Source organism: Vibrio sp. 10N.286.49.C3 (assembly GCF_041469545.1).
Classification (GTDB): Bacteria; Pseudomonadota; Gammaproteobacteria; order Enterobacterales; family Vibrionaceae; genus Vibrio; species Vibrio tasmaniensis_A.
Genome location: NZ_JBFRKT010000008.1, coordinates 181,652 through 194,623, shown reverse-complemented (window position 1 = coordinate 194,623; position 12,972 = coordinate 181,652). Strand labels below are relative to the sequence as shown.

The window sequence follows — 12,972 nt, the reverse complement described above, 5'->3', positions numbered from 1 at the left end:
TTGAGAGTGCCTATGACTTCAATACCAACACACCTACAAGATGCAAAAACACTGTTATCAGAGAATGGTTTCGCGACGGGTGATACTTGGTATCACGGCACATCTTCAGCTTTATTGGCTTCTATTCAAGGCCAAGGCCTAAAACGCTCTGGTGACAAAGCGCTCAACGAAGCAGCTTCAAAAACCATGGCGACCATCGGCAACAACTATACCGAATCGGTTGAGCCAGTGTTTCTCACTCAGAGTAAAGAACTGGCGTATTACTGGGCTCAACAAACCGTTCGTGAGCGAGGTGTTCGCTTCGAAGGTGAAGAACAGCCTATCGTGTTAGCGGTAAACCTATCGGAAAAGCAACGTGCCAAAGTAAGGCCGGACGTGGGCGCAATGAGCCTATTGATGATGAGTGTGGGTGAGCAATTCATGTCTCACCTCACTGAAATTTATCAAACCAACAACATTGCAGGCCCCGACATCGAGCTTCGCACTGCGGATCGTATGGACTATCTGAATAAACTTGGGATGGCCTACATTGATGAAGACATCAGCCGAGCTTGTGTTCAAGAGTTATCGGAACCCGCATTGGCAAACTAATAACGTTTAAAAACGCCTCTAAGTAGAATAAAAATGGCTCCTAATTAGGAGCCATTTTTTATGTGCGAAGTTATTTACATGCTAGTTAATCAATAGACCAGTAAATTTATGGACCAGTTGATCTATGGACACAGACGACCTTGCTGTGCAGGTTGCGTCATTTCAATGTCACCTTGTAGTGAGCGATACACAACGGTATTCCACACTTCACCATTATCCATTTCAAACTCAATAGCGTAATTCAAACCCGCGACAACCTGAGTTCGCACACTCAGAATCTGCTTTAGCTCAGCTGAAGTGTTCATTTGGCCAAGAACTGCATTTAAAGCTTGCTTAGCTTGTGGTGTGATAGCGCTTTGCGACCAACCACCTGTCAGGTTTTTAGTGTTACAGATCGGATTCGCTTTCTCTTGCGGTTGCACGGGAGCATCAGACTCCTGACTGCATCCAGCTAACACAGCAACACTAAACACAGTTGCTAATCCAAGTAATGATGTTAATCGTACTTTTTTCATAAATCCTCTCTACATCGTTCATTCAGTCAGTCATTTACGAGAGATTACCCGTAATGATGTTTCATATGCAGGCAAGCTTAAACCTCGAATGTCATCACTTCATCAGAGATTATGGTGTAACTAATCTATAAATACAGAGCACTGTCAGAAAACCAAAGCCGGACAATAAGCAGACAAGTAAGTATTTGAGAATACACTAATTTAGGGGTTCATGAATTGATTGAAAAATGGCGAAACCATGTTGTTTAGGATTAGTACAAGTAGTAAACTCCCACTTTAAATGCAGCTTGTTTTTGAGAAACGAAACGCACAAAAAGTTAGGACAACTTTATAAAGTAACTACTCTCAAACATCAGCCATAGATACATCTCTCATAAACGGGTACAAGTCACATAAAAATAATTAGATAAACTTAGGCGGTTCACTACATGGAATTAATGTCGTCTTTAGGTTCAATGTTGGCTAGCAGCCTGCCTATCGAAAAAAAACAACACGCTCTGGTTGAACTCGTACTCGACACTTATCAACCGCAACAGCGCACGGCTCTTTTCAAAACAGTGGCAGAACATCGTCGAAGCCAAATAGAATTGCTTTTCCCTGAACATCAAACAAAAAGCGACTCAGTAATGTTTGAAGTGATGGACTACCGCGATCTGGTTCAGCGCTATCCAAATACCTTATCCGCAGAAGTTGCTCTCTTAGAGGAAGCTGTAGGGCAATGCTATATACATTGGTTGGACTTTTGGTGTGAATGTGAAATTTCCGCAATCAAAGCAAAATTACCATTAAGCACCCATGCCCTTTATCCTATGGATCTACCCATTAAAGATAGTGCTTACTATGGTGTGATCATTGACCAAATAGAAAATAGTCAACTCATAGTACAAACGCCAACTCGCCCTCAAGGACTACCAATCAGCGATGCTATTGCTTTAAGCAACCTTGAGGTTTTTATTAAAGGTGAGAAGTGGTATGAGATGCTACCTTTACTCCACTTATCACAAACAGGTAAGCACTTTATTCTACTCAAACACCCAACAGATGAAGCCTTTCCAACCCTAGTCTCTTCAGCCCTAATTCAAGATTGGTCAAAATATGAAACTTGGCTAAGCTACGCCCCCCCTTTCTGTAACGACAAATGGAAGTACAGTTTATCCAGATGTGGCTATGAGGGACTTGCAGAGCTACATATTTTTACTCCGCCGGCCCTATCAAAGTGTGACTCTATTCCAGAGTTCGATAATAAGTTCCAATTACAATTAGCCGAAATGCAAGCTGTATGTGAAATTCTACGCCTAACCGTGAGTGGAAATATTCAACAAAAAGTCTACTTCCTTTATCTTGCTCAAAAAGAGATGCTCAACTTGTTACATCAAGCGGGCTATAAAATTGGTTTCACCATTATAGATCAACCTTTGATACTCGATTTTTACAAGGCTATCGAACCACAAGCATACTTGCCGCTAGGGTCTTGTGACTTGAACGAAACGAACTTACTGACTTACCGCGGGTTATGGAATATTGAACTGATGTTGAAGGCATTCAATCATGTCAACTTTCGAGACTATAGACGGTGCCTCCGTGAAAATAAAAATACAGCGTGGCAAATAATATGAAGACGTTTGATCTTGGGCTAGAGGCGATATTCTATGCTAAAGCCATCACTCTGCTTGCAACGGTCGCTGTTGTTGTAATGTGGCTGTTCTACTATTGTTATCGCCTTAAACAAAAGAACGAAGCGATAGTGGGGACACACCATGTACCTTACATCGCATATTCCATCTGTATTATTACGTGGATCAGCAGTAATGCCTACTTCCACACTGGCTTGTTGCCAGGACTTGGCACCACAGCAGCCATATTCGCAGCAAAGTTGGCCAACCTCAGCTCTTTCCTTGCTTTTGCCTTTGCGTATTACTTCTCGTGTCAGCTCGCAGCCCAAAACCGCAGTGGTAAAATCCATAGGTGGCAACAAACTACTCTCGCGAGCATGACGGGCTACTCTTTCTATATCAATTTGACCCCAGGGTTAACGGTAGAAGATGTCACCATTACGGCTCCAAGCCAATTCGTGATCGAGTTTGGCCCGCATACACCCTACTTTTTCATTGGGGTTATCAGCTTGATTGCCCTTACACTGACTAATCTAGTGACCATGCGTGCCAATAGCAGCAAACTAACATTAGCCAAAACCAACTACATGATTACAGGTATCTTGGTATTCATGCTATCTACAGCAACGATTCACATTGGCGTTGCCTATTTCCTACGTGATTTCTCGCTCACCTGGCTCCCCCCAGCGTTGTCGCTCAGTGAGATGTTGTTTGTAGGCTATGCTCTGCTGACCTCTCGCTTCTACAGTTTTAAATACCTTACATACATAAGCCTTAATGTGCTGCTGGTGTGTGCAATTTTAGTGATACCTTTTTGTACGGTATTTATTCCCCTAACCGACGGTAACCAATGGCTATTAGCGATACCCATCTGCGCGATTATCGGCATTACATGGAGTCCAATCTACAAACGTGTAAGTCCTTACTCCTCATTGCTTGTCTATAGAAACAAAAAGACACCGGTACAACAGATACTCGCATTAGAAGAAGGCTTTAAGTTGTCGATTGACGATGCCATGCGTCGTTTAGGTCGCCAACTGCAAATCCCAGAAGATAAGCTTCGACTAGTTAACAGTAATTACAACGAAACCTTCTACGAAGATTACCTATCTAGCAAAGAGTCCGTTCTAGTGTTCGATGAGCTTTCTGAAGAGCTAGATGATACTGCGCTCGCTAAACGGTCGCTAAAAGCACTTTATGACAAGATGAGTTCGAACAACACCGCGTTGGTAATACCACTATTCGGACACAAAAAATCAGTCACACACTTGCTAGTATCATCGCACAAAAGCAACAATCGTATGTTCTCTAATGAAGAAATCTCTGCACTGCAAACCTTGTTAACGCGTGTACAAAGCACCATCGAAGCCGATAGACGAATTCGCCAAAGTCGTGCTCTTGCTAACTCGATCGCTCATGAGATGCGTAACCCACTCGCTCAAGTGCAACTGCATTTTGAGGTGTTAAAGCAGCACATTGATAATCAAGCACCAACTCAACAAATCTTGACTGACATTGAGAATGGCCAAGCAGCGATTCAACGCGGGCGGCAACTGATTGATATCATCTTACGAGAAGTCAGTGACAGCTCGCCTGAGCATGGACCAATCACCATGACATCTATCCACAAGGCCGTGGACCAAGCCGTCAGCCACTATGGCTTTGAGAACGAGAAGATCATTGAGCGAATTCGTTTACCACAACACGCTGATTTTGTGGCAAAACTAAATGAAACTCTATTCAACTTCGTCATTTTCAATCTGATACGCAATGCAATCTATTACTTTGATTCTTACCCAGACAGCCAAATTGAGATCAGCACCAAAACAGGATCTTACGAGAACGTTCTCACATTTCGTGATACCGGCCCCGGCATTGACGAAGCCATTGTTCATAAGGTCTTTGATGACTTTTTCTCTTTCCAAAAAAGCGGTGGTAGCGGCTTAGGACTGGGTTATTGCCAACGAGTGATGCGCTCATTTGGTGGCAGAGTGGAATGCCATTCCAAACTTGGTGAATTTACTGAGTTTCACCTGTACTTCCCTATTGTACCCAATGCTCCAAAAGCGGAGACGCTGCGTACGCCTTATTTCAACGGTTGGAAACACAACCAATCGACGGAAGATAAAGCCGAAGCTGATGTAAAACCAGAGAGCCAAACTCCAAGCGGTGATATAGAACCTGAACCGGCAAGTACGCTAACAGAAAGTAAGCAAACAGAACGCTCGCAAGCAGAAAATCAACCAGCATCAAGCCATCTTGCACCGACGGTACTTATTGTTGATGACAAAGAAGTGCAACGCACGCTTGTTCAGATGTACCTGAGCCGACTTGGCGTAAATAGCTTGCAAGCTAAAAACGGGGAAAATGCTGTCGAGCTGTTCAGATCACACAAAGTTGATTTGATCTTAATGGATGTACAAATGCCGATAATGAATGGCTTTGACGCAAGCCAGATCATCAAGGCGCGCTCACCTCAAACACCAATTATTGCTTTGTCTGGTGAATCAGGACAACGAGAGCTAGACATGATCAGAAAACTGATGGACGGTCGCCTAGAGAAGCCAACCTCTTTGAACGCACTGCAACACCTACTGGACAACTGGCTAGAGAAAGGCTGGGCGCCAAACGCTTCTAAAGAAACAGAAAATGAATAGCTGACTACGGTTAAGTGAATCAATTAAAAAAAACGATTAGAACTCACTGATGGTTGGCCTCAATCATCGCCGTTTCGATCAAATCCAGTAACCACTTGTATTTGGCAGAATGTTGGTTTTTCTTATGAAGATAGGCAAATACCTCCATTTTCTCTGCATCTTCTTCTAATCCTTCAATCACAATCGAGCGCAATACTCCCTTGTGCTGTTCGATCACCGGAGGCATGCAGGGTGCGATCATGTTGGAATGCTTAATCGTTTCTATTAACCCAACAACTGACGTCGTTCGAAGCGCCATATTAATCGATTTACCTTGGCTTAAAACTTCTTCTTCCAATCGCGAGTGTTTGTTTTGATCGAAGTAAGCAAGGTCAACATGCGCAAATGGAAAGGACAACAAATCATCAATCTGTGCTACATCCTCTTTAAAAGGATGGTCGACTCTTACTGCCAATACAAATTTTAGGGTCACGAGAGGCACAGCAATGATCTCGGCGGGCAGGTTTTCAGCTTCAAAGTGAATAACAAAATCAATCTCGTCACTCTTAAGTCTTTCCAGTGAATCTTGGGAGCTAGTATGACTAATCAACCTCGAAAGTGGACTTTCATCTGAGAGTTGATGAAACAGAGAGGGTGTTAACCAAGGCAAAAGGTGCGGGTTCGCCTCTATCTTAAAATCTTCGCTTAGTTCGGCAGGAGTAAACTGTTTACCCTCTTCTATCGCCGTGAGCAACCCGTCCAATAGTGGAAATACACGTCGATACAGTTCATCAGAATAAGGCGTCGGGAGAAACTGCTTATTGGACAAAACAAATAGCTCTTCACCTAATGATTCCTTAAGCTTTTTGACGCTTTGGCTTACCGCTGGTGTCGAGACAAACAGCTTTTCAGCTGCTTTGCGCAAGCTTTTTTCCTGATACACCACCACAAACACTTTCAATAAGTTCAAATCGACATTATTCAGTTTCATACCCAAACCATAAACCATTACTTAACGAATGATTAAGTTTATATGAATTAACTTAACGATGTCCACTTTGTATAGTTACCTCACCTTCACGCAGTACACGGATGTAGTGAGATAAATTTATGAGGCATCTATGTTATTACAACGTTCAATCCTTTCTCTAACTCCTTTGTTTCTGGCAAGTGTCGCGTTCGCGGAAGAAGCCGAAATTCAAGATATGTCAGACCCGTTAGCCGTCTATACACAAGGTGGCTTCGGTTACACAGACAAAGGCTTAAACCTGAAAATCGGGCAAACCTATGACACTGGTAGCGATACGACCATGGGTATGAATGTCTTCGAAGTCAAAGGCATCGCTGGTGAAGCCATTGGTTGGAATGACCGAGGCGCAGATGACAGTATCGATTCGATTCGTTTCAGAAACTTCGGCGTAGACTTAACCAATGGTCGAGGCACACAAGTCGATATGTCTTGGGATTTCGATAGTAATCAAGGTAGTGCGTCATACAGCTTTATACAGGCTCTTCCACAAATGGGCATGTTTAATTTCTATCCGCTTGCGGGTGTCGGTGTTGCTGCAGGTGAGGAGTTGGTTGAAGGCTCTGGAGGCAACCTCGACGCGGATCAACTTCGTGATCGCTACAACATGCACGGTACTTTCTACGTGGCGGGTATGTACGCAAAAATGCAACTTACCGACAAGATTTGGTTGAACTATAACCCTATGTATTTAGGCACGATGTCTGGTTCATCAACGTTCAAAGATTATGGATTCGAGGGCAGTGATTCTGTACTCGCACATGAGTTTGCTGCGAGCTACCAGATTAACCCAAGGGCGAACGTTCGTTATTTTGCAAATTGGACAGAAAACACCAGTATCGAAGACGGTGATCACCGCATCGAATTTAACTATCAGTTTTAAGCAGTCACTTTCTGCTTGGATGAGCTCTTTCAGTTTGAACCAATGATTTCTGTTCGACGAGCCATTCCCGTTTTGACGAATAATTTTGATTTTTTGAGGACACATTATGAATATGATATCTAAAGCCTTTGTTGGTAGTTTCACTTGCCCATTACGCTCAGCTGCCATGCTAGTTTCTGTAACAGCCTTGTTTTCAGCCACAGCGATAGCAGGCAACGGTGATGCGACAGAAACGATCCAAACGCGTGCAGGTGACTTTACTTTCGAAACCGACTTTCTTCATGGCATTCCAACACAAGAAAGCTCAGCAAAACTGTTCGAACTGATGGACTATCAACGCGCGTCACAAGCTTACATTTGGTCTGTGCCTTTGGTGTCAAACTACGCATGGAAACAAGCCTATGCCGACATGGGTGCAGAGGATGGTCAAATTACTTATGTTGAGTCTCATGAATCTAAGCTAGGAGGTTTAACTTACAATACCTCTACGCCTTACGCGATTACTTGGTTTAACGTAGAGAAAGAGCCCGTTATTATAGAAATCCCCACAAATGAACTGCGCGGCGCAGTACACACTATGTGGCAAATCGGTATTTCTCAGATGACTGAGCCGGGCGTCTACGTGGTAAAAGCCAAAGGTTCTGAAACGCCGAGTAACCTGCCAAAAGGCGCAAAAGTATTTGAGTCTGATACCAATAATGTTTTCTTGGGTGTTCGCTTAATGGCTAAGTCAGATCAGCAACGTATGAAAGACTTAGAAGCATTAAAAATTACTGACCTTAACGGCAAGCCGCTCAGTAGCAAAGGCGTGAACTTCCCTGAACGTGGTGACGATGCTAAGCACCCACGTGGTATGGCATTTTGGGATACGTTGAATGAAGCGATCCAAGCCGAACCTGTGGCAGAGCGCGACCGCATAATGCACGACATGTTACGCCCACTAGGTATTGAAAAAGGCAAAGCATTTACCCCATCAGCTCAGCAGCGTGACATCTTAGAACAAGCTGTAATCATGGGGGAAGCTATGGTTAAGAATATCGATTTCAACAAAACAGAACGTCTACCACATGCGGCTTACGGTAAAGAAGGGAATTCGTGGGAAATCGCAACGGCTTCAACACCAAACCAAGACCGTCACTATGGTATGGACCTCGATGGACGTGCAGCTTGGTTTTATGAAGCCGTCACTAACGACATTGCAATGCACGGTTTTGAAAATGGCGGTTGGGGACAGATCTACCTAGACAACTACCGTGACGACAATGGCAAAGGGCTAAATGGCAGTAACCACTATACTTTGACGCTAGATGGAGATGTAAATTTCGCCGATTTATTCTGGACCATCACTGTCTACAACGTCGAGAACCGCGCCATCATCGACAACGAAATTGAGCGTGCCGACGTGGGTTCTAACATTGAAGGGACAGTTAAAGATTCGCAAGGCAATTACACCTTCCACTTCTCGCCAACTAAGCCTGCTGGTGTAAATGAAGCGAATTGGGTGCAAACCCGAGAAGATGAAAACTGGTTTGTTTACTTCCGCGCTTACTCACCAAGTAAAGCATTTGTAGCGCAACAGCCAGAAACCTTATTGCCTAACTTTAAGCGCGTGGACTAGCCGTTAAGTCTATGTACTAACGATAAAGTTCACTGCGGCCTACGATAAAAGAGGAGCCTCAGCGCTCCTCTTTTTAATCCTGCTACCTTTCTAGCCTTCAAAGGCGCTGCGAAATAAACTCAACTAGTTGTTTTTCTGATTCTTGAAACAATTCCATGATTTAAAAGAGTAAAAGGGTTATACATAATAATGTGTTATCTAAATTACTGAAATTATCATGACGCTCAAAGAGATCCTTAACATTCCCAATGTCCGCTACTTCTTAATGTTTAGAAGCAGCTACTTTGCGCGTTTTTACTACCCTATATTCACCCTACTTTATTTAGATTACGGGTTAACCCTGTCTCAATTCGCGATGCTCAATGTAGTTTGGGCGGCCACCATTGTGCTTGCTGAAGTACCGTCGGGTGCATTCGCCGATACCTTAGGCCGCAAGAAACTGGTGGTGCTGTCTTCGATTGTGATGTTTGTTGAGATCGCCATGATAGCGCTAGTACCAACCGGAAACCCCGACTTGGTATTCATAGTCTTTCTAATTAACCGGATTCTCAGTGGCTTAGCGATGGCACTGGCCAGCGGTGCTGACGAGGCATTGGCTTACGACACCTTAAAAAAACAAGGCAATGAAGAGTTGTGGCCGCGAGTGCTGCAAATTCAGCTTCGTGTCGCCTCAACGGTCGGTATCTTTGTCACACTAATTGGCGCGGCGATGTACGACGTGAACTTTATGGCGAACATCTTTCATTTCCTTGGACTATCTGAACCAGAAAGCACTAAAGATCTGATGCGTATTCCTGTGTTCGCCACCCTATTTGTAGCGATGATCGCCATCTATGCCGCGATTAATATGCGCGAAGAGAAAAAGGTAATGCCAAACGACCAAATCAAATTGGCAACCACCATCGCCAGCCTTAAATTAACAGCTGACACAGGTAAGTGGGTACTTACTACGCCTTACGTGCTGTTCATGTTGTTGTATTACAGCCTGTTCGAACACACCTCAAGAATGTTCCTAACCATGAACAGCCAATATTATCTCGCCATCGATATTCCTATTATCTACTTCGGTTTTATTGGCGCGGGGATCAGTTTGCTTAAAATCATATTGGCGGGGCAAAGCCGTAGGTTGGCAGAAAGCATCGAACCTAAAACCTTCATTGTGGTTATGGGTTTAGCGAACATGGCGACCTACTATTGGATCAGTTTAGGTTGGTCGGTCTATGGTGTGCTCCCTGCACTGGTACTGATCTTTATCATCATGACAATGAACATATTCATCAGCTACCATCTGAACAAAAAAACGGAATCACACAACAGAGCCACCGTTCTCAGCTTCAAAGGCCTGATGTTTAATCTCGGATATGGGCTGATCGGCATTTTGTACGCTTACTACTATAAACTGGTGTCTCAGGGCTACACCGAACAAGAAATAGAACAGAACCTCGCTTTCTTAGCTTCACTGTCTTCGTTTTTCTATTACTTCACTCTGCTGTTCATTACGATCAGCGCACTGTTCTATTTCAAGAACCGAAAAGCGCCCATTTTTTGAGGCGGCTAGCTATATTGTTTTGAAGTTCAATGAACTGACTCTTCAAAGGTTAGCTCGCACAAAGTTCTGATTTACCCAAATAGACTATCGCCTGAAAATAGACGCTCAATAAACAAACAAGCCCCTTCTTCTATTGGTTAAATTTGTTAATATAATCATAATTTTATATAACACACGGAAGCGTCATGTCATTTAGTTGGATAGCCTTTACTCTTCTCGCAGCCTTCAGCCAATCTTGGCGCAATGCCTTTCAAAGCAAGTTAAGTGGCACCATGAGTGTGGCTGGCGTGACGTTGGCGCGTTTTATTTGGGCTGGCCCAATCGCCCTTATTTACCTCTACGCCCTCTATCAATGGCAGCCAGTCTCCGCACCGGATTTTTCGGGTGAGTTTGTTTTCTACATTATTGCAGCAGCCATTATGCAGATCCTCGCGACCGGGTTAATGGTGATGTTATTTAAGCTCGAAAACTATGCGATAGGAGCAGGCTTAGCCAAGTGTGAAGCCCCCGTATCTGCTGTGTTATCCGTATTGTTTTTTGGTACTGCTTTGACACTAACAGGTTGGGTCGGCGTGCTTATTGGCACGTTAGGCGTACTAATCATGAGTAGCGCTTCTGGCTGGCGAAGCTTGTCTCCGAAAGTATTTTTGTTAGGTATGGCGTGTAGTACCGCTTTTGCTTTAACGTCTCTTTGGGTACGTGAAGCAAGCTTGAGTATCGGGTTACCCTTCCCTCATAGCGCTGCATGGGTGCTGTTCCTCGTCATTTCCCTTCAGACAGTGATTATCTGTACGTATCTCTTTTTCAGAGAGCGAGACACGCTGCGCCAGATATTCAAGAAGTCGAAACTAGTCATCATGACAAGCTTAGCGAGTGTTATCGGTTCTCTGGGTTGGTTTAGCGCGATGTCGCTTCAAGCCGTGCCGTACGTAAAGACACTCGGGCAAGTCGAAGTGATCTTCATGGTGTTGATATCCTATTTCTGGTTAGGGCAAAGCATCGCGCGCAAAGACATTCTTGCGCTCATCTTGCTTTCTATCGCAGCAGTATTGGTTATGTGGCAGTGACGAGCTCGTTAATATGACTAGGACAAATTGAAGTCATATTGCGACCGTTTGTTTTCGCTTGATATAACGCTTTGTCGGCTCGGCTAATAAACCCATTCCAACTCTCATGTGGGTGAAGCTGAGCAACACCAAAACTCGACGTCAGAAACATCTCATTTCCTTGCACTGCTGAGATCTCTGAAATAGACAATCGCAGCTTACAAGCAATAACCTGAGCTTGTTGAAAATCGACATTAGGCAATAAAATCATTATCTCGTCTCCGCCAAAACGAAACGCACTGGCTTTGGGCGATGTTTTTATCGCACTTTGAACCATTTCAGCAAAAGACTTGATCACGAGATCACCCACAATGTGTCCGTGTTGGTCATTGATCGACTTAAAATTATCAATATCCATCATAATGGCACTGACAGGTGTACTCCCCGCCTGCTTCATGATGACTGGTACCATTTCATCTAATGCTCTGCGGTTTCCAAGTGCCGTCAAAGGGTCACTGTAAGATAGGTCATGAATAGACCTAAGCAACCTTGCATTAATCAACCAGAGCATCGTGAAGCTCATCGATACGATAAGAACAATACTCACTAAAAAGGCAAGCTGATGAATGAGTGCAGCCGCCATGAAATCCTGCAACTCAGCTGAAAATAGCGTCACCATTACTCGGAAAACCATAAACCCGCCATATATCGTAAATGACAAGGCCATCATCCGAATACCTAGGGTCAAGTCATCACGCCGGCCCTTTAATACCGCAAAGGCAGTGCAAAGAGTCACAAAAGCCAGATATAAACTAATGAGGATAATTCGAGCCTTGATGGAAGGCTCATAGAACGTGAAGTAAATAAAACATGGCAAAAGAGCCAACATCATTAGACTACTGAGGTAGGTGCATTTGAGAGAGTATTCTCGAAACAGACATAAGCTATACAAAGCGAGATGAAAACCAAGCGCAATGACCATATTGGCACCAATAACGGTGATCCAATCAGGGAACTCCCCTCTTAGGCTTAACATCAACGGCCCAGTTCCGATAACAAATATTGAAATGGAAAAGATTGAAAGCCCTTTAATCGGCTGTTGCGTGAATTGAAATAACAATAAGCCAATACAGTAAATGAAAGAGAACAAAATAATAATAAAATTAAGTGTTCTCATATCCAGCGAAAAACCATCCATGATTTTCTATCTTCCATACGCAACCAAATTTCAACATGGTTAATAATCATACAAACCAAAGAAACATTCACTATATGAATCTTTGTATTTTATAAAATAAGGGATAGATCACATATGCAGAGATTCTTGTCGCATGAGTCCATGATCTGAATAGGCATGTAAAACTCGTCCACATATGGCTTCATAGCATCACGGAATCTACAGGCTTCTGCACTCGTTACTTGGTTGAATGACGACTGTCTGGCATTATGCGCCCAAGAAATCTCTAGGGGCTGTTGACCTTTCGAGCTGGGTTT

10 protein-coding genes are annotated in these 12,972 nt (G+C 43.7%); 7 read left to right on the top strand and 3 right to left on the bottom strand.

The window, feature by feature from the left end:
• Positions 1-12: 12 nt before the first annotated feature.
• Positions 13-591, top strand: coding sequence for a hypothetical protein (locus tag AB4180_RS03765; RefSeq protein WP_009845783.1), 579 nt, complete (start codon positions 13-15; stop codon positions 589-591).
• Between the two features lie 122 nt (positions 592-713).
• Here AB4180_RS03765 and AB4180_RS03760 read toward each other — a convergent pair whose 3' ends face one another.
• Positions 714-1,106, bottom strand: coding sequence for a cystatin domain-containing protein (locus tag AB4180_RS03760; protein WP_102249405.1), 393 nt, complete (start codon positions 1,104-1,106; stop codon positions 714-716).
• 428 nt (positions 1,107-1,534) lie between these two features.
• Here AB4180_RS03760 and luxM point away from each other — a divergent pair, with 428 nt between their 5' ends.
• Together luxM and AB4180_RS03750 are read left to right on the top strand one after the other, a co-directional pair.
• The gene (gene luxM / locus AB4180_RS03755; protein WP_102249406.1) at positions 1,535-2,722 is read left to right on the top strand and encodes an acyl-homoserine-lactone synthase LuxM; all 1,188 of its coding nucleotides are present in this window, start codon (positions 1,535-1,537) and stop codon (positions 2,720-2,722) included.
• Entirely contained in the window at positions 2,719-5,376 is a 2,658-nt protein-coding gene (locus AB4180_RS03750) for a response regulator (RefSeq protein WP_102249407.1), read from the top strand. Before luxM ends, AB4180_RS03750 begins: the two co-directional genes overlap by 4 nt.
• 43 nt (positions 5,377-5,419) lie before the next feature.
• Here AB4180_RS03750 and AB4180_RS03745 read toward each other — a convergent pair whose 3' ends face one another.
• Complete coding sequence (locus AB4180_RS03745; RefSeq protein WP_102249408.1) at positions 5,420-6,346, bottom strand: LysR family transcriptional regulator; 927 nt, start codon at positions 6,344-6,346, stop codon at positions 5,420-5,422.
• A gap of 130 nt (positions 6,347-6,476) precedes the next feature.
• Between AB4180_RS03745 and AB4180_RS03740 the strand changes: the two genes are divergently transcribed.
• From AB4180_RS03740 to AB4180_RS03725, 4 genes are all read left to right on the top strand, one after another.
• Complete coding sequence (locus tag AB4180_RS03740) at positions 6,477-7,265, top strand: hypothetical protein (RefSeq protein WP_009845788.1); 789 nt, start codon at positions 6,477-6,479, stop codon at positions 7,263-7,265.
• Positions 7,266-7,371: 106 nt separating this feature from the next.
• Complete coding sequence (locus AB4180_RS03735) at positions 7,372-8,883, top strand: DUF1214 domain-containing protein (protein WP_102249409.1); 1,512 nt, start codon at positions 7,372-7,374, stop codon at positions 8,881-8,883.
• A 217-nt stretch (positions 8,884-9,100) separates the two neighbouring features.
• Positions 9,101-10,432, top strand: coding sequence for an MFS transporter (locus AB4180_RS03730; protein ID WP_102249410.1), 1,332 nt, complete (start codon positions 9,101-9,103; stop codon positions 10,430-10,432).
• Positions 10,433-10,617: 185 nt separating this feature from the next.
• The gene (locus AB4180_RS03725) at positions 10,618-11,499 is read left to right on the top strand and encodes a DMT family transporter (RefSeq protein WP_102249411.1); all 882 of its coding nucleotides are present in this window, start codon (positions 10,618-10,620) and stop codon (positions 11,497-11,499) included.
• On the opposite strand, the gene AB4180_RS03720 is transcribed toward AB4180_RS03725, so the two are convergent.
• On the bottom strand, positions 11,486-12,676 hold the full coding sequence (locus AB4180_RS03720) for a GGDEF domain-containing protein (RefSeq protein WP_102249412.1): 1,191 nt from the start codon (positions 12,674-12,676) through the stop codon (positions 11,486-11,488). The two genes, AB4180_RS03725 and AB4180_RS03720, sit on opposite strands and share 14 nt — an antisense overlap.
• Between the last annotated feature and the right edge of the window lie 296 nt (positions 12,677-12,972).